At 55.9% G+C, this 21809-nt stretch carries 17 protein-coding genes; 8 read left to right on the top strand and 9 right to left on the bottom strand.

The annotated features are described in order from the left end of the window. Positions 1 to 6 precede the first annotated feature (6 nt). Entirely contained in the window at positions 7 to 1014 is a 1008-nt protein-coding gene (locus OZ410_RS10475; protein ID WP_277707913.1) for an SDR family oxidoreductase, read from the bottom strand. Between the two features lie 92 nt (positions 1015 to 1106). Continuing rightward, the gene (locus tag OZ410_RS10480) at positions 1107 to 2183 is read right to left on the bottom strand and encodes an NAD-dependent epimerase (RefSeq protein WP_277707914.1); all 1077 of its coding nucleotides are present in this window, start codon (positions 2181 to 2183) and stop codon (positions 1107 to 1109) included. 270 nt (positions 2184 to 2453) lie between these two features. Between OZ410_RS10480 and OZ410_RS10485 the strand changes: the two genes are divergently transcribed. Genes OZ410_RS10485 through OZ410_RS10500 form a run of 4 tightly spaced genes read left to right on the top strand, consistent with a single transcriptional unit; the run spans position 2454 to position 8691 of the window. After that, a complete protein-coding gene (locus tag OZ410_RS10485; protein WP_277708366.1) occupies positions 2454 to 3575 on the top strand; it encodes a DegT/DnrJ/EryC1/StrS family aminotransferase in 1122 nt (373 codons plus the stop codon). Further along, a complete protein-coding gene (locus OZ410_RS10490) occupies positions 3572 to 5521 on the top strand; it encodes a polysaccharide biosynthesis protein (RefSeq protein WP_277707915.1) in 1950 nt (649 codons plus the stop codon). Before OZ410_RS10485 ends, OZ410_RS10490 begins: the two co-directional genes overlap by 4 nt. Then, positions 5518 to 6291, top strand: coding sequence for a polysaccharide biosynthesis/export family protein (locus tag OZ410_RS10495; protein ID WP_277707916.1), 774 nt, complete (start codon positions 5518 to 5520; stop codon positions 6289 to 6291). The genes OZ410_RS10490 and OZ410_RS10495 overlap by 4 nt, the downstream gene beginning before the upstream one ends. A 15-nt stretch (positions 6292 to 6306) precedes the next feature. Then, complete coding sequence (locus OZ410_RS10500; RefSeq protein ID WP_277707917.1) at positions 6307 to 8691, top strand: GumC family protein; 2385 nt, start codon at positions 6307 to 6309, stop codon at positions 8689 to 8691. Between the two features lie 15 nt (positions 8692 to 8706). On the opposite strand, the gene OZ410_RS10505 is transcribed toward OZ410_RS10500, so the two are convergent. Together OZ410_RS10505 and ppdK are read right to left on the bottom strand one after the other, a co-directional pair. Beyond that, positions 8707 to 9447, bottom strand: coding sequence for a tyrosine-protein phosphatase (locus OZ410_RS10505; RefSeq protein WP_277707918.1), 741 nt, complete (start codon positions 9445 to 9447; stop codon positions 8707 to 8709). An 84-nt stretch (positions 9448 to 9531) separates the two neighbouring features. Next, complete coding sequence (gene ppdK, locus OZ410_RS10510; protein ID WP_277707919.1) at positions 9532 to 12261, bottom strand: pyruvate, phosphate dikinase; 2730 nt, start codon at positions 12259 to 12261, stop codon at positions 9532 to 9534. Positions 12262 to 12595: 334 nt separating this feature from the next. Here ppdK and OZ410_RS10515 point away from each other — a divergent pair, with 334 nt between their 5' ends. From OZ410_RS10515 to OZ410_RS10525, 3 genes are all read left to right on the top strand, one after another. After that, on the top strand, positions 12596 to 13201 hold the full coding sequence (locus OZ410_RS10515; RefSeq protein ID WP_277707920.1) for a YceI family protein: 606 nt from the start codon (positions 12596 to 12598) through the stop codon (positions 13199 to 13201). 30 nt (positions 13202 to 13231) lie between these two features. Continuing rightward, positions 13232 to 14497: a hypothetical protein gene (locus OZ410_RS10520; protein ID WP_277707921.1), complete on the top strand. Its 1266-nt coding sequence runs from the start codon at positions 13232 to 13234 to the stop codon at positions 14495 to 14497. Positions 14498 to 14591: 94 nt separating this feature from the next. Next, on the top strand, positions 14592 to 15212 hold the full coding sequence (locus OZ410_RS10525) for a hypothetical protein (protein ID WP_277707922.1): 621 nt from the start codon (positions 14592 to 14594) through the stop codon (positions 15210 to 15212). Here the strand turns inward: OZ410_RS10525 and mnmE are convergent. Continuing rightward, positions 15171 to 16562, bottom strand: a complete 1392-nt coding sequence (mnmE, locus tag OZ410_RS10530; protein ID WP_277707923.1) for a tRNA uridine-5-carboxymethylaminomethyl(34) synthesis GTPase MnmE — start codon at positions 16560 to 16562, stop codon at positions 15171 to 15173. The two genes, OZ410_RS10525 and mnmE, sit on opposite strands and share 42 nt — an antisense overlap. A gap of 132 nt (positions 16563 to 16694) precedes the next feature. Here mnmE and OZ410_RS10535 point away from each other — a divergent pair, with 132 nt between their 5' ends. Next, complete coding sequence (locus tag OZ410_RS10535) at positions 16695 to 17057, top strand: DUF4870 domain-containing protein (RefSeq protein ID WP_277707924.1); 363 nt, start codon at positions 16695 to 16697, stop codon at positions 17055 to 17057. A 15-nt stretch (positions 17058 to 17072) separates the two neighbouring features. Here the strand turns inward: OZ410_RS10535 and OZ410_RS10540 are convergent, their stop codons facing one another. The 4 genes from OZ410_RS10540 to dnaN all read right to left on the bottom strand — a co-directional run bounded on the left by OZ410_RS10540 (position 17073) and on the right by dnaN (position 21785). Continuing rightward, a complete protein-coding gene (locus OZ410_RS10540) occupies positions 17073 to 18317 on the bottom strand; it encodes a GNAT family N-acetyltransferase (RefSeq protein ID WP_277707925.1) in 1245 nt (414 codons plus the stop codon). Beyond that, positions 18310 to 19284 (bottom strand): GNAT family N-acetyltransferase, encoded by a 975-nt coding sequence (locus tag OZ410_RS10545; protein WP_277707926.1) that lies wholly within the window; start codon positions 19282 to 19284, stop codon positions 18310 to 18312. Before OZ410_RS10545 ends, OZ410_RS10540 begins: the two co-directional genes overlap by 8 nt. A 117-nt stretch (positions 19285 to 19401) precedes the next feature. Next, positions 19402 to 20478: a hypothetical protein gene (locus OZ410_RS10550; RefSeq protein ID WP_277707927.1), complete on the bottom strand. Its 1077-nt coding sequence runs from the start codon at positions 20476 to 20478 to the stop codon at positions 19402 to 19404. Between the two features lie 188 nt (positions 20479 to 20666). Next, positions 20667 to 21785: a DNA polymerase III subunit beta gene (gene dnaN, locus OZ410_RS10555; RefSeq protein ID WP_277707928.1), complete on the bottom strand. Its 1119-nt coding sequence runs from the start codon at positions 21783 to 21785 to the stop codon at positions 20667 to 20669. Positions 21786 to 21809 lie beyond the last annotated feature (24 nt).

Here is a 21809-nt window from a genome sequence, read left to right on the forward strand (position 1 = left end):
AGTAGCTTATATAGCAACCTGCAGGTTTTCCCAGTACCAGGATACGGCCTGCTGCAACCCGCGGTTGATGTCGAATTCCGGGGCATAGCCCAAAAGGGACCGGGCCTTGTCTACCGAGGCCAGGGAGTGGGGGATATCACCCAGGCGCTCTGGCCCGTGCACGATTTCCACCTTCCCGATCTCGGGGTCAAAGGCGCTCAGGTATTTTTTCAGCAGTTCCGTCAGTTCGTTCAGGGAAGTCCGCTCCCCGTAGGCCACATTATAGACCTGGTTCACCGCCTCAGGATTGGTGGTGGCCAGGCATAAGAGGTTGGCCTGGATCACGTTGTCGATATAGGTGAAATCCCGGGAGAAGGTGCCATCCCCGTTAATGGTGGGGGACTGGTGCTTCATGAGCTGAATCACGAATTTCGGGATCACCGCGGCATAGGCCCCGTTGGGGTCTTGTTTACGGCCAAAGACATTGAAATACCGCAGCCCGATGGTCTGCATGCCGTAGGTGCGGGAAAAGACCTCTGCGTACAGTTCGTTTACGTACTTGGTGATGGCGTAAGGGGAAAGGGGTTTCCCGATTTCATCTTCCACCTTGGGCAGTTTTTCCGAATCCCCGTAGGTAGAGGAACTTGCGGCATATACAAAGCGCTTAACCCCCTGGTCACGGGCCGCTACCAGCATGTTCAGGAAGCCCCCCACGTTTACATCGTTACTGGTTACCGGGTCTTTGATGGACCGGGGCACGGAACCCAGGGCGGCCTGGTGCAGTACATAATCCATGCCCCGGCAGGCCTGCTGGCAGGTTTCCGCGTTGCAGATATCCCCTTCTATAAAGGAGAATTTAGGGTGGTCGCGGAAGGCGTCCATGTTTTCCGGCTTGCCGGTGGCAAAGTTGTCCAGGCAGCGTACCGTATTGCCGTTTTGAAGCAGGGCTTCACAAAGGTTGGAACCGATAAAACCGGCACCGCCGGTCACTAAAACAGAAGTGTTCGGGTCAAGGCCCGGGGAGGAAGGTTGCATGAAAGTGATCAATTTACCCTCAAAGATGGGGTAAGCCCGGCACTAAACCCAACAAAACTGTATTAATGTTCGGTTATTCTCGATAAATGGGACTACAGCCCTGAAGGATTTATCTGATAATAGTCCAGGTACCACTGTACAAACCGGTTTACCCCTTCGGTTACAGGGGTATTGGGGGCGTACCCGTAATCCCGGGCCAGGCCGGAAACGTCTGCCCAGGTTTTTTCCACATCCCCGGGCTGTATGGGCATCATTTCCTTAATGGCTTCCCGCCCGGTAGCAGCCTCAATGGCCTGGATAAAATCCATGAGCCTGACCGCGTTGTTGTTGCCGATATTATATAATTTGTACAGGTCGCCGGAGGCCAGGCGGGCTGCCGGGTCCTTTTCCAGGATGCGGCGCACCCCTTCCACAATATCGTCTATATAGGTGAAGTCCCGCTCCATTTTCCCGTAGTTAAAGACCTGTATGGGTTTGCCCTTCAGGATGGCATCGGTAAAGAGGAACAGGGCCATGTCCGGCCGGCCCCAGGGGCCGTAAACGGTAAAGAAGCGCAGCCCGGTGGTGGCAAAGCCGTACAGGTGGCTGTAGGTGTGGGCCATGAGTTCGTTCCCTTTTTTGGTGGCCGCATACAGGCTAATGGGGTGGTCTGTGCGGTCTTCCGTGGAAAAGGGGACCTTGGCATTGGTGCCGTATACGCTGGAGCTGCTGGCGTACACCAGGTGCTTAACCCCGTGGTGGCGGCAGCCCTCCAGGATGTTCAGGAAACCCACCAGGTTGCTCTGTACGTATTGTTCGGGCTGCTCCAGGCTGTAGCGTACCCCGGCCTGGGCGGCCAGGTGGCATACCCGATCGGGTTTGACCGTTGCAAACAGAGTTTGCATCCCTGCGGTATCCTCCAGGGCCAGGCGGATAAATTGAAACTCCGGGTAGCGACTGCTGGGCTGGAGTTGTCCCGCGGTTTCGCTTTGTGCCGGGGTAATCCCGAGTTCCTGCAGCCGGTCCTGCTTTAGCTTGGGGTCGTAATAGGTATTCAGGTTATCCAGCCCAACAACGGGGTACCCCGCCTCCAATAAGTTACGGCAAAGGTGGAAGCCGATAAACCCGGCGGCTCCTGTAACCAGGACTTTGGGTTTGCGGGACGACAGGGTGTTCGGGTGCTGCTGCAAGGCGATTACCTTATTTAGGGGGATCCGTGGACTTACAAGGCTTAAAATTAGGTAAAAAATCGTAACTTGTTTAGCCTTCAAACGGCCCTGATCCCCGCAGGGCCTGTGTTTTAGGGCATTCTGGCAGCCGAGATGCCATACCGTACTTTACGCTCATCGTGTTTTTGTGCGTCTTGGGCGAATTCTGGTAATGAACTGCCAAAGATAGCCTTGGAAGACATACATTTGTGAGAGCCGACCTACAAGAAAACCTAACCCGTGAACACCCAGATTCAAGAGCGCATTTGGCTTTCCTCCCCCCACATGGGGCCTGAGGAATTGTCCTATGTTTTAGAGGCCTTCGAGACCAACTGGATTGCCCCCCTGGGGCCGAACCTGACGGCCTTTGAGGCCGCCATTGGGGATTACCTGGGCGGCGGGGTACAGGTAGCCGGGCTGAGTTCCGGCACGGCAGCCCTGCACCTGGGCCTGGAACTCCTGGGCGTGGGCCGCGGGGATACGGTGCTGTGCCAGAGCTTTACCTTTGCCGCCTCGGCCAACCCCATTGTGTACCTGGGGGCCGAACCCGTATTTGTAGACAGTGAGTCCGATACCTGGAACATGGATCCCCACCTGCTGGAAGCTGCCATAGAAGCCGGGATAAAATCCGGAAAAAAACCCAAGGCCATTGTGCCGGTGCACCTGTATGGCATGCCTTATAAGCATGACCAGATCCGCGAAATCGCCCGGCATTACGATATTCCCGTTTTGGAAGACAGCGCCGAAGCCCTGGGCAGCACCTATAAGGGGCAGGCCTGTGGCACCCTGGGGGATATTGCCATTCTCTCCTTTAATGGAAATAAGATCATTACGACCTCCGGCGGGGGCGCCCTGGTAACCCGGAACCCGGAGATCAAAGAGCGGGCCGTATTCCTGGCTACCCAGGCCCGGGATAACGCTCCGCACTACCAGCATTCCGCCATCGGTTACAATTACCGCATGAGCAATGTGCTGGCCGGCATTGGGCGCGGGCAGATGCAGGTGTTGTCGGAGCGCGTAAAGGCCCGGCAGGGCAATTATAAGGTTTACCGGGAGGCCCTGGAAGACTGCTCCCAGGTAACCTTCCTGGAAGCGCCCGAGGGACTGGTCTCCAACCGCTGGCTCACCACCATCCTGCTGCCGGACCTGGAAACCCGCGAGGCCGTTCGCCTCGCCCTGTGGGAAGAAAACATTGAATCCCGGCCCCTGTGGAAACCCATGCACCTGCAACCGGTATTTTCAGGCGCCCCTGCCTTTGCGAACGGCACCTCCGAAACCCTCTTTGCCCGCGGGCTTTGCCTGCCCAGCGGGTCTAACCTGACTGCGGAAGACCTGGGCCGCACCCTGGAAACCCTTAAAAAATCCTTGAAATGATTCAAAGCTACCTTGCCAACTCTGCTTCCCGTTATGCATCCAAATGGCTGGTGCTGGCCATAGACCTGCTAACGGTGGGGGTGTCCTTTGTACTTTCTTACCTGATTCGCTTTAACCTGACCCTGGATTTTGAGGTAAACCAGCTGTTGCTGCAGCTGCCGGTGATTATGGGGGTTTCCATGATGGCCTTCCTGGTAACGGGTGCCCATAAAGGGGTGATCCGGCATACAGGGGTGCGGGACGTTTACAACATTTTTAACGCCATCTGCCTTTCCAGTATCCTGACCATCCTCTTTGTGATCGTGAACCGGAAAATGGGCATCCTACAGGATTTCACCATCCCGCTTTCTATTATCATTATCCACAGCCTGATCGCCTTTATTGCCCTGGTGGCTTCCCGCTATGTCTTTAAGGTGCTGTATTCCTATGTGGTGTCTCACGACCTGGGGGGCGAGAAAAACATTATGATTTACGGGGCAGGGGAATCCGGCATCCTTACCCACAACGCCCTGACCTCCCATTCCCGGAACCGGGTACGCGTATTGGGCTATATAGACGACGACCCCCAGAAAAAGGGCAAGGTCATTAACGGGGTGCGGGTTTTTGCCCGCAGCCAGGTGGATGAATTGTTTCTTTACAAAAAGCATGTTTCCGAGGTAGTCTTCTCCATCCATAATATTGAGCAGCGCAAATTGCGCGCCCAGGTGGAGAGCATGGTAGACTATGCCGTAAAAGTGAAGATTGTGCCCCCGGTGGAAGACTGGATCAATGGCGAACTGAAACTTTCCCAGATCAAGGCCGTTCAAATCGAGGACCTACTGGACCGGCCGCCCATCAATATTCGCAATACCAAGGTCTCCCGGGAAGTGGAGGGAAAATCCATTATGGTAACCGGCGGGGCCGGCTCTATTGGGAGTGAGATTGTGCGGCAGCTCTGCCATTACAACTACAAATCCCTGGTCGTGATTGACCAGGCGGAATCCGACCTCTACGACCTGCAGCAGGAGTTGCGGCAGAACGGCTTCCACAACTTTATCCCGATCGTAGGGGATATCCGCGACAAATACCGCATGACCAACCTCTTCCAGGAGCACCAGCCGGAGGTGATCTTCCACGCCGCGGCGTACAAGCATGTGCCCCTGATGGAATACAACGCTTACGAAGCCATCAAGATCAATGTGGCGGGCACCAAGGTGCTGGTAGACCTGGCCCACCAGTACAAGGCGAAGAAGTTTGTCTTTATCTCTACGGACAAGGCGGTAAACCCCACCAACGTGATGGGGGCCACCAAACGCATTGCCGAGATGTACGTGAGCTGCGTGCAGCAGGAATCTTCCACCAAATTCATCACCACCCGCTTCGGGAACGTGCTGGGCTCCAACGGTTCGGTAATCCCGCTCTTCAAAAAACAACTGGACAACGGGGGACCGCTTACGGTAACCCACCGGGATGTGACCCGTTTCTTTATGACCATCCCAGAGGCCAGCCAGCTGGTATTGGAGGCCGCCACCATGGGTTCGGGGGGCGAAATCTTTATTTTTGACATGGGCGAGTCCGTTAAAATCTTTGACCTGGCCAAAAACATGATTAAATTGTCCGGCCTGCGGTACCCGGAAGACATCGATATCCGGATTACCGGGCTGCGGCCGGGGGAAAAGCTCTACGAGGAGCTGCTGGCCAATGGGGAAAACACCCAGCCTACCTATCATAAGAAGATCATGATCAGCAAGGTGAGGGACCTGGACTATGTGGAGGTGCGTTCGCGCATTACCGAGCTTTGCATCAATAACATGTTCCAGAACGTGAATCCGGTAAAACTCATGAAGGAGATTGTACCGGAATTCATCTCGAACAACTCCGAATACTGCCACCTGGACCGGCAGGCGGAACCCTCCGCTGCCCAACAGGGGGAAGAACACCCGAAAATGGAAAAAGAGAACATATGAAAAATACTTGGATTCGCCGGGCCGGCCTGCTGGCCATCCTGGCGGGGCTATGCCTCTCCTGCGCCTCCCGCAGGGATGTGGTATACCTGCAGGACGTAAGCCACCTCGAAACCATTGTTTCCAAGGAGTCCTTTGTACCCCGCTTTAAGGTGGACGATGTGATTGGCATCTATGTGTCTACCCTGAACCCGGAGGCAAGCGCCCCCTTTAACCTCACCATTGGTGTGGCCGGGGGGGAAGGCACCCAGAGCCAGAGCGTGGATTACCTGGTAGACCGCAACGGGGAAATCGATTTCCCGGTGCTGGGCAAAATCAAGGTGGCCGGCCTTTCGCCGGATGAATTGCGCAGTTTCCTGCGCAGCCAGCTCACCGAGACAGGGTACCTCAAAGATCCCATCATCAACATCCGCCTGCGGAATTTCAGCATAGCCGTTTTGGGCGAAGTGCGCAACCCGGGCTCTTACCCGGTAAACGGGGAGCAAATCAACATCCTGGAGGCCATCTCCCTGGCTGGCGACCTGACCATCAAGGGCATGCGGGACAACGTGCTGGTGATCCGGGATTTCCAGGGCACCCGGGCCTACTACCGCCTGGACCTGACCAGTAAAAGGGTAGTGGACTCCCCGGCCTTTTACCTGACTCAGAACGACGTGGTTTATGTGGAACCCAACAGCTCTGCGGTAAGCGGGGCCACCCAGGATAACCGCGCCACCCTGGCCATTTCGATCCTCTCCCTGATTATTACCAGTACCCTGATCCTCACCCGATAATCCCATTACGCCCCTATGGCCCTGGACTCGAACGAGCGCTTTTCGCTCCGTCAGATTAACCTGCACCAATTATTAAGCCCCTATAAAAAAGGGTGGTACTGGTTTGTACTTTGTGTTTTTGTTTTTGGCATACTGGCCTACGTCTATAACCGCTATACCACCCCCAGTTACGGGGTACAGGCCTCCATCCGCCTGCAATTGGATGAGGGTACGGGTTCTGAACTCGGGGCTTTCCAGGACCTGCAGATCATGCAGGACCGCAATGACCCTATACAGGATGAGATCCAGATCATCAAGTCCCGATCCAACTTTATTGAGCTGGTGCAGACGCTGAACCTGAACACCCAGATTTTCCTGCTCGGAAACATCATGGATTCCGAAATTTACGGCCGCCAGCCCTTTTCCATCAACTATGTGGATTCACTGCCCGGGCCGGTTTCTGCCGGGTTTTCGTTTTATATCACCCCAACCACTACCAGCTCCTTTGCCTATTCGGCCCAGGAGGACGCCCCGGGCCAGCCCATGACCTTTGGCTCCCGCATTGCCACCCCCATGGGGAATATGATCCTGATCCCGGATGCGGCCATCCTGGAAAATTACCTGGGCCGCCGGTTTAAAGTGGTGGTTAGCCCTGTAGTAGCCATGGCTGAGCATTATCGCAGGGAAGTGCAGGTGGTGCCCTGGGACAGTAAATCCTCCAACTTCCTGAACCTCTATTTACAGGACCCCGTAACCCAGAAGGCCAAGGACATCCTCAATACCCTTATTCGCATCTACAACAAGAATGCGGCAGAGGAAAAGCGGCAGATTGCAGATAAGACCGCCAGCTTTATCGATGCCCGGATTTCCGAAATCTACGAGAACCTGTATTCGGTAGATACCACGGCCGAGGCCTTTAAAACCCAACGCGGCCGCATTGACATTGGCGCGGAATCCAACCTGAACCTGAGCGCCGGGGTGGAAAACCGCCAGCAGCTGGAAAATGCCAACATCCAGCTGAGCATTGCGGCGGCCATCCGGGACGACATCCAGTCCCAGGATGGGTATACCACTTTATCTGCCCCTGTGGGCATTTCAGACCCATCCATTGCCGAGGCGACGGCCCGGTACAATTCCCTGGTGGCCCAGCGGCGCAGCCTGCTGGAGAGTTCCGGGGAACGCAACCCGGTGGTGGAAGAGCTGGACCGGGAACTGAACGCCCTGAAGGGGACGCTGCTCTCCGGCCTGGAGAGCACGGTAAATAACCTGAACCTCACCCTGAACAGCCTGAACAAACAACAATCCCGCATCAATGCGCGTATCTATTCTGCGCCCGGGGACGAACGCCGGCTGCGGGACATTGCCCGGAAGCAACAGACCACGGAGTCCCTCTACCTGTACCTGCTGGAAAAGCGGGAAGAGGCCCAGATTGCCTTTGCCAGCACGGCCCCCAGGTCCGTAGTGGTGGATGCTGCTTATGCCCTGAGCAATACGCCGGTACACCCGCAAAAGATGCGCAATTATTTGCTGGCCATAATGCTGGGCCTGGCTATTCCCTTTGCCTTTCTGTACGTGCAGGACCTGCTGGACACCAAGGTGAAAAGCAAAATGGATCTGGAGCAGACCGTGGGGGACCTCCCGGTGCTGGCCGAATTGCCCCGCCTGGGCCCTAAACAGGCTAAACTGGTAACCAAGGAGGACCGATCCGTGTTGGCCGAAGCCATGCGGATCCTGCGTAGTAACCTGGATTTTGTGATCCAGTCCAAGGCCGGAAAATCCGGCATCAAGAAAATTCTGGTCACCTCCGGGGTGCCCGGGGAGGGCAAGACCCTTACGGCCGTGAACCTGTCCCTGATCCTGGCTTTTGCCCGGAAGAAAGTACTCCTGATTGGGGCAGATATCCGCAACCCCCGCATCAAGGATTACCTGAAGGCGGCCAAACCCACGGCCCCCCAGCGGGATGTGGCCATGACCGGCCTGACGGATTACCTCTATGATCCCCAATTGAAAGAAGGGGAGATCGTGCAGCCCTATGCAGTTACCGGGGGTACGGTAGATATTATCTACTCCGGGAAAATCCCGCCTAACCCGGCAGAGCTTCTGATGAACGACCGCATCGGGGCCCTGATGTCCTGGGCCGAAGCCCAGGGGTATGAGTATGTGGTGATGGATTCCGCCCCCATGATGGTGGTAAGCGACACCCAGGTACTCGGCCGCTATGTAGACCAGACCCTCTATGTGGTTAAGGCCGGCTTTACGGACAAACGCGTACTGGATTACCCGGTAAAGCTGGCGGCCGAGAAAAAGGTGGAGAACCTCTCCTTTGTGGTGAATGCCGTGGTGGATTCCAACCTGGGCTATGGGGGGAAATACGGTTATGGCTATGGCCGGGCCCCCAAGAAATGGTGGCAATTCGGCTAAGGCTTCTAAAAATTCCTAGTAAAAATCTTCGATGGTGCGGGTGATCACCGGAAACAACCCGTCCAGGGTCTTCTTGCTCAGCCGGATTTCCCGGATGGCGGCCAGGTGCTGCATATGGTGGGCATCCGAGGCCAGGTAATCGATCATCCCTTCTTCCAGTAGTTTCAGGGCCCGTTTGGTAACCGTTGCGCCGTAATGGCCCGAGAGGGAGAGCATATTCAGCTGGAAGCGTATCCCCTGTGCCCGGTACTGCTCGTATTTGCGGGAGTGGGCGTAGATGTAATGATAGCGTTCCGGATGCGCCAGGATGGGGATGTACCGCCGCGTATTGGCCAGGATAATGGCTTCCCCGAAGTTCATAGGCGCCTGCAGGGTGGAGGTTTCCAGCAGCAGGAAGTTGCCCTTTAAAGGAACAATTTGTTCTTCCTTAAATAAGGCCTGCAGGTTTTCATCGATCATGATTTCCGATCCCGCCTCAATCGTGATGTGCCCCATTTGCTTCATCAACAGGGCTTCCTGCAACTCGGCCAGGGCCTGCCCGATGCTTTCCGGGGTGTTGGGGTAGAGGTCCGAGAGGATATGGGGGGTGGCGATAAAACGGTGCACCCCTAGACCTTCAAAAGCGTGCAGCATCTCCAGGGCATCCACGGCGGTTTTGGCCCCGTCGTCTATCCCGGGCAGCAGGTGGTTGTGCATGTCTACCATCCCTTCCAGGTAGTCTGCCAGGTAGATGTGTTTCTTGAATATCTGCCACATAAAAAAACAGGATCGCCACAAAGGTAAACTTTCTTTGTTAGCGATCCTGCTTTCACACCCCGTTCCCGGGGTAGTTCAGTGGGTTCAGGCTTCGGCGGCCAGGGCGGCCTGTGCGGCCGCTACCCGTGCAATCGGTACGCGGTAGGGGGAACAGCTCACGTAATCCATCCCTACCTGCTCGCAGAAGGCGATGGACTGGGGTTCGCCCCCGTGTTCGCCGCAGATCCCGACTTTCAGGCCCGGATGGGCTTCCCGTCCTTTCTCGGTGCCCAGCTGTACCAGCTGGCCAACGCCCTCGGCATCCAGCACTTCAAAGGGGTCGTGCTTCAGGATGCCTTTCTCCAGGTAAACCGGCAGGAATTTACCCGCATCGTCCCGGGAGTATCCAAAGGTCATCTGGGTGAGGTCATTGGTGCCAAAGGAGAAGAAGTCTGCTTCCCGGGCAATGGCGCCGGCCACCAGGGTAGCCCTGGGGGTTTCGATCATGGTGCCCACGGAGTATTCCACCCGGTCTTTCCGCTGGCGGAACAGGGCTTCGGCCGTATGGTCAATGATGCGGCGCTGTTCCCGGAATTCGGCCACGGTGCCCACCAGGGGAACCATGATTTCCGGTTTCGCTTCAATCCCTTCCTGTTTCACATTCAGGGCCGCTTCCAGGATGGCGCGGGCCTGCATCTCGGTGATTTCCGGATAGGTGTTACCCAGGCGGCAGCCCCGGTGCCCCAGCATGGGGTTGAATTCCTCCAGTTCAGACACCTTGGACTTTACAGCCGAAAGGGAAATGTGGAGGTCTTCGGCCAGCTCTTTCTGGGTGGCCAGCTGGTGGGGCACAAATTCGTGCAGGGGCGGGTCCAGCAACCGCACGGTTACCGGGAAGCCTTCCATGGCCCGGAAAATACCTTCAAAGTCGCTGCGCTGCATGGGCAGGAGCTCTTTCAGGGCCTGGCGGCGGCCTTTTACGGTATCTGCCAGGATCATTTCCCGCATGGCTTTAATCCGGTCCACTTCAAAGAACATGTGCTCGGTGCGGGTCAGGCCAATACCCAAGGCGCCAAAGCTGCGTGCAATCTCGGCATCCTTGGGGGTATCCGCATTGGTGCGCACTTTCAGGCGGGCGTATTTGTCTGTCAGGGTCATCAGCTCTGCAAATTCCCCGCTCAGTTCGGGTTCTTTGGTACCCACCTTGCCGTCCAGGATGTTCCCGGTAGAGCCGTTGATGGAAATCCAGTCGCCTTCGTGGTACAGGTGGTCTCCCACCTTCATGGTACGGTTCTTATAATCGATCTTCAGGGCGCCGGCGCCGGAAACGCAGCACTTGCCCATCCCGCGGGCCACCACGGCGGCGTGGGAGGTCATCCCGCCCCGGGCGGTTACGATACCGCGGGCCACGTTCATGCCTTCCACATCTTCGGGCGAGGTTTCCACCCGCACCAGGATGCTGTTTTTGTATTTGGTGGCTTCGTCTGCAAAGAACACGATCTGCCCTGTAGCCGCGCCCGGGGAGGCCGGCAGGCCCTGGGCTACCACTTCGGCTTCCTTCAGGGCTTTGGGGTCAAAGATGGGGTGCAGCAACTCGTCCAGTTTAATGGGCTCGATGCGGTTCAGGGCGGTTTTCTCGTCAATCAGCCCTTCTTCCAGCAGGTCCATGGCAATTTTCACCATGGCCGCGCCGGTGCGTTTCCCGTTCCGGGTTTGAAGGATCCAGAGCTTGCCCTGTTGGATGGTGAATTCCATATCCTGCATATCCTGGTAGTGGGTTTCCAGCATGTTCTGGTACTGGAAGAGTTCCTGGTAGATCTCCGGCATGAGTTCCTCCAGGGAAGGGTAGAGCTCCTTGCGCTGCTCTTCCTCGATCTGTGCCAGTTCGGCCCAGCGTTTGGACCCGAGCAGGGTGATCTGCTGGGGGGTACGCACCCCGGCTACCACGTCTTCGCCCTGGGCGTCAATCAGGTATTCCCCGTTGAATTTGTTTTCGCCTGTACCGGCATCGCGGGTAAAGCAAACCCCGGTCCCGGAATCGGACCCCATGTTCCCGAAGACCATGGCCTGTACGTTAACGGCGGTACCCCAGTCTTCCGGGTAGCCGTGCATTTTACGGTAGTAGATGGCCCGGTCTCCGTTCCAGCTGTCAAATACAGCCAGGATGGCACCCCAAAGCTGGTCCCAGGGGTTGGTGGGGAAGGGTTTCCCGGTGCGTTTGCGCACGATTTCCTTAAAATCGAACACCAGGTCCTGCAGGTCCTGTACGGTAAACTGGGTATCCTGCTCTATCCGGCGTTTTTCCTTCAGGTTATCGATAATTTCCTCGAACGGGTCCAGGTCTTCCTTGGATTCGGGCTTCAGCCCCATCACCACGCTGCTGTACATCTGGATAAAGCGGCGGTAGGAATCCCATGCAAAACGATCGTTCCCGGTCATTTTGATAACGCCCTCAATGGATTCGTCATTCAGTCCCAGGTTCAGGACGGTATCCATCATCCCGGGCATGGAGACCCGGGCCCCGGAACGCACGGAAATCAAAAGGGGGTTGTTGTCGTCCCCGAAAACAGCCCCCATGGTTTCTTCGATACTGTGAATGGCCTGACGGACTTCTTCCTCAATATGACTTATGACAGCTTCCGCTCCTTTTTCGGTGTAAAGGGTACACATTTCAGTGGTGATGGTGAATCCCGGCGGTACGGGGATTCCAATGCGGCTCATTTCGGCCAGGTTGGCGCCTTTGCCGCCCAAAAGGTTCTTCATTTCGCGGCTTCCGTCGGCTTTCTTGTTCCCGAAGGTATAGACGCTCATCTTTTTTTCCGTGATCGTTTTCATAGGATTGGACTTAAGAAAAGTGGGTACGAATTCATTTCGTTCGATAAAAGTATGGGCTTCTCCCTGCGGGGAATATGATAAAAATCAGGAATGCCCTTTTCCGCGACCGGCCGCAGGAGCCATTGGAGGCTAATAAGGGACAAGGTCTGTTTCCTACGCGCGTATCCTTAATGCGCCGGCATGCAGGGGCTTTATCGCCCGCTGAATTTAAAATTCTAAAAAAATTTTAGTAACCTATGTTACACAATATCAGGTAAATAGGTGTTTTACTGATATTTATCAGCTTTTCCGATGTTTTCCGTACGCAACTTTGTCCTGTAAAATCAAAGCAATCATGAAATCTCTGAATACCATCGTACCCACCGTTTCGAAAACCCTCTGGCTCCTGGCCGGTTGCCTGCTGCTCCAAACCGCAGGCTGGGGGCAGCAGTACCGGATACAGAACCAGAAAGAAGACCTCCTGGTAACGGGCACCTCCACCCTCCACGATTGGGAGATCACGGCCGAGAGCAAGACCGGTACCCTGCAGCTGGACGCCACCGGGGAATTGCCCGCCATCACTAAACTGGACCTTAGCGTGGAGGCCGAAAGCCTGAAAAGCGGGAAGGAAAGTATGGACAACAATACGTACAAGGCGTTAAACACCAAGTCCTACAAGCAAATCCGCTTCCAGCTGGACCGCATGTCCAAAATCGAGATCGTGGCCGCTTCCGGCAACCGGTATAAAGCCACCCTGCACGGCAAACTCACCATTGCGGGCAAAACCCGGGACATTGACCTGGAATGCCAGCTTACCCTTACCGACAGCCAAATTGTGCTGAAAGGTGCCAAACCCCTGCTAATGACCGATTTCGGGATCGACCCCCCGAAAGCCCTCTTAGGAACCATAAAAACCGGCGATCAGATCGAAATCCTGTTCAACACGGTCTGGACCCGATAACTTTAATACTCATCTTTAAAACCATTCATGATGAAAACGTTCGCTCAATTTTCGCTCTATGTCTTCGCCCTATTATTCGGCTTATCCGCGTGGGGGCAGAACAGAAACCTCGATAACTTCAGGTCTCCGGATAAAGACGGTATCAATGTCTTCGAGGCCCCTAAAGACAGCATGCTGACCTTTGACGGTGTCAAAGTACGCGTGGGGGGATCGTCCACCCTGCAATTCCAGGGCCTCAACCACGAAAACTCCGGTGCTGTGGAATTAATCGAGATCGGGGACAACTTTAACCTGGCAACCGCCAACCTGGACCTGGATGTAGCCCTGGCCAAAGGCGTTCGTATGCACCTGCGTACCTACCTGTCTTCCCGCCACCACCCGGAACCCTATGTAAAGGGCGGGTACTTCCAAATTGACAACCTGGACTTTATCAGCCCCGGGTTTATGGAAGAAGCCATGAAACACCTGACCATTAAGGTGGGTCATATGGAGAATAACTACGGGGATGCCCACTTCCGCCGCAGCGACAACTCCCAGACCATGTACAACCCCTTTGTAGGCAACCTGATTATGGACGGCTTTACCACGGAAGTAGGTGCCGAGCTCTATTACCGCGGCAATACTGGCTTCTTTACCATGTTCGGTCTTTCCAACGGGAAACTGAACCAGGCCGTAAGCAGCCCGGGCGAAACCGGAGCCTCCATCCTGGCCAAACTCGGGTATGATAAGCAGATTTCAGACGACTTCCGCTTCCGCCTGACCGGTTCCATGTACAGCACAGGAAATGCAGCCCGCGTGTACCTGTACACTGCAGACCGCACCGGTTCCCGCTACTACCTGGTGATGGAAGACACCGATGCACGCGCCTCCAGCCAATTCCGGTCTGGTCGTTACGACCCGGGCTTCCGCAATGAGATCACTGCCTTTATGATCAACCCGTTCTTTAAATACCGCGGCCTGGAGTTCTTTGGAACCATAGAAGCCGTTAAGGGTAAGGCCGATGCTGAAACCAGCAAGCGTTCTGCCACCCAGATTGCGGGAGAACTGATCTACCGCTTTGGCAACAATGAGAATTTCTACATCGGAACCCGCTACAATACCGTTAGCAATGAGGAAGCCTCCGGTGACGACATTACCATAGACCGCTTCCAGCTGGGTGCAGGAGCCTTCCTGACCAAGAACATCCTCACCAAAATTGAGTATGTGAACCAGCAGTACGACGGATTTGACGCTGCCAGCATCTTTAACGAAGGTGCCTTTAAGGGTGTCATGCTCGAAGCTGTGATTAGTTTCTAATTGTTTATCTTCAACTTCCCCGGGGTTGTCTTCCGCAACCCCGGGGTTTTGAAATTCAGGGAGTACCATGTTTACCACCGCTCAAATAGCCCGAATGTTTATCCTGCTCCTGATAGCGGGATTGCCTTTTTCCCTCCGCAAGGCGGACCGGGAAATCCGCGTTCAGGTCTTGCCCGAAAGCCGGGTGGTGATCCATGGGACCTCTAACCTTACCGGGTTTTCCTGCAGCTATATGCCCGAGAAAATCGCCACGGCCCTGCCGGTGCGATACAGTGAAACCGAATCCCGTTATGTGTTTGAACACGCCCGCCTGAAATTGCGCAACGACTGTTTTGATTGCGGGGGGCGCATGATCAACCGGGATTTCAGGGAAATGCTGCTTACGGAAGACTACCCGCACGTGCAACTGGACCTCCGCTATGTGGATGCGGATGCCGCGGGTTCCGGGCAGGTACGCGCCGGGATTGGGGTAACCCTGGCCGGCAAGACCCGCACCTACGATATTATCCTGAAATGCGACCAGACAGATCAATGGTGTATTAGCGGGGAATTGCCCATGAAGCTTAGTGATTTTGGCCTGGAGCCGCCCCGCAAGGTGCTGGGCATGATTCGCGTGGACGACCAGATTCGCGTAAATCTGAACATCCTTTTGCAGTTTTCTGCCGCCACCAGTTTACTTTCCGATACAGAAGTTGGCGAAAATATTACCGAGTAAATCGTCTGTGGTAATCTCTCCAGTTATGGCCCCCAGGTGGAAGAGGGCCTCATTGATATCTACGGAAACCAGGTCCGACGGCACGCCTGCGGCCATCCCTTCCTTAATGTGGTCCACGGCCTGTAACGCCTGGCCGAGCGCCTGGTAATGGCGGGAATTACTGACTACCGGATCATTGGCCTGCAGGGCCCCGGTACTGACCAGCCCCAGTAACCGTTCCTTTAACGCTTCCACGCCTTCCCCGTCCCGGGCCGAGAGGAAGTGGGCCTCGGGCAAAGTGGCCGTGATTTGTTCCCGCTGCGCTTTTGTTAGCTGGTCTGCCTTGTTCGCCAGCACCAGCACCGGCTTTTCCGGGTATTGTGCCAGCAGGGCGTCCGCCTCCTTCCGGGCTGCCTCAAGGGCCGAACCTTCCAGCAGGGTTCCATCGGTCATATAGGCAATAATGCGGGCCTGCCCCAGCTTCTCATAGGTCTTGCGGATTCCGATGCTTTCAATCTGGTCTTCCGTCTGGCGGATGCCCGCTGTATCGATAAAACGGAACCCGATGCCCCCCAGCACCATATCGTCCTCAATGGCGTCGCGGGTGGTACCGGCGATGTCGCTCACAATGGCCCGTTCCTCCTCCAGGAGGGTGTTCAGCAGGGTGCTCTTGCCTACGTTGGGTTGCCCGGCAATGGCTACGGGGATCCCCTTTTTGATTGCATTGCCCGTGGCAAAGGAGTCGATGAGTTTTTTCAGCAGGTCCGAGATCTCATCCAGCAGGGCCGTAAAGGCACCTCGGTCTGCAAATTCCACATCCTCCCCGGAAAAATCCAACTCCAGGGTAATGAGGGAGGCAAAGTGGATCAGTTGGTCCCGCAGTTCCTTGATGCGGGAACTGTAGCCCCCGCGCATCTGCTGCAGGGCAATCTGGTGGCTGGCCTGGTTTTCAGAGGCGATCAGGTCGGCCACGGCCTCGGCCTGGCTCAGGTCCATCTTCCCGTGCAAAAAAGCCCGCAGGGTGAATTCCCCGGCCTGGGCCATCCGGCACCCTGCATCCAGGAACCCGTTCAATACGGCCTGCTGGATAAAGGGCGAGCCGTGGCAGGAGATTTCCACCACATCCTCCCCGGTATAGGATCTGGGGCCCCGGAACACGGTGGCCAGCACTTCGTCCAGCATACGCTCTCCGAAATACAGGTGCCCCAGGTGTACCGTATGCCCAGGGCAGGACTCCAGGGGTTTTCCGCTGGCCGCCCGAAAATGGGACGCTGCCAGGGCAATAGCTCCGGGCCCGGAAAGGCGCATGACGGCTATGGCCCCGGTTCCCGGGGGCGTGGCAAGGGCAATGATGGTATCGTTCTCCAGCATGGGCGTGGGAAGGTCCGAAATGCAGCCTTCGCTGCAAAAGTACGACGAATCCCAGAATACGGGGGTTCCTGCCGCGTGTAACAAAAGGGATGGTCTGGCGACCAATGAGGTGCAACTAAAACCGATACTGCTATGGAAGTGATCTCTAAACCCGCCCTTCGCCAGGACCGGCCTTTTCTGACCCTGACCCACCTGAGCCAGCTGCTCTCCTATGTGATCGGCTTCGGGGGCCTTATTGTGCCCCTGGTGATCTGGCTTTCCGCCCGCCATCGCGTGGAGGATCTGGACGAACACGGCAAGGCCATCATCAGCCTGCAACTGAGTCTCCTGGTCTATGTGTTCCTGAGTATCCCGGCCATCCTCCTGCTGGGCCTGGGTATCCTTACCCTGATTGGCACGGGTATCCTGGGCTTTGTACTGCCCATTGTGAATGCGGTACGTGCCAGTAACGGGGAAGCCCCAAGTTATTTTATGACCATTCCGTTCCTCAAGTAGGAGCCCGGCGATACCTCAGGCTTTAAATTGGACCCGGCAGGTAGCCTGCCGGCCGTCAATATAGTATTCCGGTTTTGCACCCTCCGTTTTATACAGGGAGAGGCCTGATACAGGCTGCTGATAGTGGTAGGCATACTGGAATAATGCAGGGCGCAGTTTCCGGATTTCTTTCTCGGACAAGTCCGGGCTTGCGGACCCTGACAGTTCCTGTGCCAGCAACTGCAGCCGGGGGGGTGGCTGCTCTTTTCCGGGGGAACCAATCCCTTTAAACCGGTGGTACCAGGTGTTTATTCCCCACTGCCGCAGTTTCCCGTAAACCCGGAATGCCAGGTGCAGGGCCCCGCCCAGCGCGGTAGCCCGTACAGACCTGGGGTCATACCAGACATGGTACTGGAAAGCGTATTTCCGCGTGGCCCAGCGCGCTTTGTAGTCGTAATGGCCTTTGGAAAAGTCCAGGGCCTCCAAACCCTGGCTGTAAGACCACTCCAAAGCCCACTGGGTGAGTACATGCCCGGGGTTGAACAGGGCGTAATCCGGGTCGAAGGCGGGAATGGCTGAAACCAGGCGCCTGCCGTGGAGGTAGAATAACCCTATAGCTGCAGGTTCCCCGTTGGCCTCCACCACCATCAGTACGGCTTTCCCCTCCTGGATCATTTCGGGTACGGCCTCCCGGATTACCCGGAAGTTGTCTGCATCCAAAAAGGGGTGGGAGGAGGAATGCCCCTGGGCGCGTTTTTGCAACAGAAGCTGCAGGTCTTCCAGGGTTTGATCTATGTCTTTTTGGGTTTCGGCCTGGCCAAAGCGTACCCGGTAGTCCACGTCAAAGGCTATTTCCAGGCGTTTCCGGGCGCGCGTAATCCCCCGGCGGCTTTTAGGCCGGATAACCTTCCGCATAAAGGTTTCCGCATCGGCATACCCCCCCAATTCGGCGATATAGCCCGGGTAGGGGGTACTTACCCTGCACCGCAGCGGGAAGCCTTTGGGGGGAGCAGGACGTTCCCATTCCGGGACGTCAAAAACCAGGAGTACTTTTTTGCGGAGGGTCCGGTCTGCCGGGGCGTGTGCCAGGGTGTAGGAGTTGCCTGCCGTTAGTCTGTTGCCCGTACTGAGGAAAAGGGGGCCCAGCCTACGGTAAAAGGAAATCCCCTGAAAGCCCCTGAAGAGTACAGCCTTTCCCTGCGGCCGGAAGTTTCTGAGCCAGGCCTCCCGATAGGCCGGATGTAAAAAGGGGTTGTGTTCCGATGATGGTGCCTCAGCCATGTGTCCCAGAGGTTTGCAGTTCCTGTTGTACGCTTTCCCCATCCAGCCAACGGCCCTGATAGGCCTTTTCCGGCGGGGTAAGGCGGCGATCGCGCAACATGACCAGGTAATATTTAAGCCGCATAAGCTGCAGCGCCCCCCAGGCCAGGATGGCCAGCAAAATGTTGCCTTTGGGATACAGGGCATGGGTCTGGTACCGGTAAACCGCATTGGCGAATTTGATCTTGTATTCCAGGCTGCCCCATCCGGTGTCGATCAGGCGATACTTATGGGCGTAGCACCATTCCAGCTGGTAGAGGAACATCAGCCTGCCCGGGCTATACCGCGCATAGGCGGCATCGAAGGAGATGATGGCTGCATTGAAAATCCGGGGCTCCAGATGGTAGTTCAGGGCAATGGCAATAGGGGCGGCCCCGCTGGAAAGCACAAACAGGGAGGCCCGCCCTGCCAGGATATCCGTGTAGACCGAAGCCTCATATTCTGTCCAACGATTCAGTGCCACATGTTTGCCTTCCCGCCCCCGAAAGCGCTGGCGGATAAATCCCCGGAGCTTGTCTAACAAGTTCCTGCAGGATACCGGATCGATGGTATGACGATATACCTCAAAAGTAATTTGATGGTCCCTTTCCAGCCGTTGCCGGTCCTGCCGGAGGTTCTTATACGGTTTTTTGCCAAGCTGTTGCCTCAGGAATTCCCTTGCGGAAGCGGCCATGGAGAGGTCCATGGCAAACCCCAGGCGGTAATCGGCCCGGAAACACCCCATGCTGGGGTGCAGGTGCCGCTGGTCAATCCCGAGATACGGGGGCAGGCAATTCACCAGTTGCAGGTGTGGCTGGGCCTTTTTCCCGCAATTGGGGTCTAACATAGCCCTGACAGGGCCTATCACCCCTGTATAGGCACAGGGTATGCGGCGCTTTTCAAAGCATTCAAAATGAAAATTGGTTTTCTCGATTTTCAACAGTGCCATGATACATCCGTTGAGGAAAGTTCGGAAAATCCGCCGGCTTCTGAAATACAAGCACAAAAAAAGGGTGAAAACCTTTCACCCTTTTCCTGTGCGGACTTTTCAGCCCGGATATTTTTTTTAGTCGTTTCCGTCGTCGAACTGGAAGTACATGGCCCAGCTGTTTCCAGGGAAGTCGCATCCCTCGGCCCAGGCAGTTTCTTCACAGTCGGAGCACTCGATCGGAACGGGTACCAGCAGGGGCTGTACGTTCTCGTTCGGGATCAGGGCTACGCCTACCAGGTCACCACAGCCGGGGGTAAAGCCTTCGCCGTTGGCGGTGGCCATGGCCACCAGTTCCTGTACGCGGCCGGCGTCAAAAGCGCCAAGGCTGTATCCTGAACCATCGGCATTTTCTACATCGTCAATCAGGTACCAGATGGCAAATTGCAGGTCGCCATACGTGTAGGTGCCCAACCCGTTAGGGCTATCCGTGCCAACAATGCCCTGGTTCAGGAGGTAGTTCACCAGGTCAAAGTTTTCGGGGTATTCAAAAAGCCCTTCGGGCAGTTCCTCCGTAGAGGCGTAAACTGCTGCTCCTTCATGACAGCTATTCAGGGTGATGGACTTGTCATTGTCAATACACCAGGCTCCGTAATCTCCGGTAAGCAAGCCACCATCTACGGAAATGTTCAGGTAGGCGGTCGGGCCCTGGGCAGAAGTACAGAAATCAACGGTTTCAGGCAGGGCGGCAACAAATTCCTCAGGCGTGCTGGGGGCGCCGCAGTCTACCACCGCATGGGCGGCAAACCATGTGCCTTCACTGGCAGGTACCTGTACAGTTACGCTGGTAGCGCCATCTTCCTCTCCGTAGAATTCAAAATTTCCAATTTTGGGGTTCCCGGACTGGTTGTGCGGGAAATCCTGCGGGTCTTCTTCTACCTGCAGGTGCCATTCCACAATAGCCCAGTCACCTTCGGTAATTTCATAGGTCACGGTATACATCCCGGCTTCCTCGGATACGGAAACCGTACCTACTACCGTATTTTGTCCGGCAATCAGGTTAAAGGACTCCCCGGAGCAACCGTCGTAGGACCACTGCAGTTCTACGCTTGCCTGGGCATTTACACCGTTGATGGATTCGTCTGCCGTTTCCTGTTTGTCGCAGGAGTAGAACGCCATTGATCCGAGCATCAACACAAAGAATAATTTTTTCATTTTTAAAGATTTAGTGTTTCGTAATGGGTGGGGAACCTCATTTCAAACCAAATGTACAGAGAAACCTTATCGCAGTATTGGTTTTATCGATAAGCGTCTCATTCCATCGGTGAGCCGCAGCAAACGATCCGTGAATGGCAGGATCGTGTCGGCAGGCGGGGTTTTGTAAAGCCCTAACCCGCCGGTTTTCAGTTGTTCAGCATGACGGGCATCACCAGCATGGTGATGCTCTCACCTTCCTCCAGGCCGTCGGCCGGGGTCAGGATCCCGGCGCGGTTCGGGAGGCTCATTTCCAGCGATACTTCGTCGCTGCCCAGGTTGCCGAGCATCTCGATCAGGAAGCGGGAATTAAACCCGATCTGCATATCGTCCCCCTGATACGAACAGGTCAGGCGTTCTTCCGCCTTGTTGCTGTAATCCACGTCCTCCGCCGAAATATTCAACTCTGCGCCGGCAACTTTCAGGCGGATCTGGTGGGTAGTCTTATTGGAGAAGATGGAGACCCGGCGTACGGAGCTCAGGAACTGCCCGCGGCCAATCACCATCCGGTTTGGGTTCTCACGAGGGATCACGGCCTCGTAATTCGGGTATTTGCCGTCTATCAGGCGGCATACCAGCACAGTATTGTCAAAACTGAATTTGGCATTATTGTCGTTGTAGGAAACGGTAATTTCATCTTCGTACCCGCCCAGGATGCCCTTCAGCAGGTTCAGGGGCTTCTTGGGCATGATGAATTCCGCCACTTCGGAGGCGTGTACGTCCGTCCGCTGGTACTTTACCAGTTTATGGGCGTCGGTGGCCACAAAGGTCAGGCTCTCCGGGCTGAACTGGAAAAAGACCCCGCTCATGACCGGGCGCAGGTCGTCGTTGCCGGCGGCAAACAGGGTTTTTTCAATGGCCGAAGCGAGGATATCCCCCTGGATCTTGGTGGTGCTGGGGTCCGGCAGGTCTACCGATTTCGGGAATTCGGCCCCGTCCGCGTACGCCAGGGCGTATTTTCCGTGGCTGGAGCTGATCTCTACCGTGTTGTTGTCCTCCACCACAAAGGTGAGCGGCTGTTCGGGGAAGGTCTTCAGCGTATCCAGCAGCAGGCGGGCAGGCACGGCAATGGTGCCCTGGTCCGTGGAATCCACTTCCAGCACGGTGCTCATGGTAGTTTCCAGATCGGAGGCGGAGACGGTCAGTTTCCCCGCGTCCAGCGCGAAGAGGAAATTATCCAGGATGGGAAGGGTATTGCTATTGCTGATCACGCCCCCAAGAACCTGGAGTTGCTTCAGTAAGTAGGTGCTGGAAACGATAAATTTCATACGGTGTATGCTTTAGCGAAATAT

It is taken from the genome of Robiginitalea aestuariiviva, assembly GCF_029537735.1.
Classification (GTDB): Bacteria; Bacteroidota; Bacteroidia; order Flavobacteriales; family Flavobacteriaceae; genus Robiginitalea; species Robiginitalea aestuariiviva.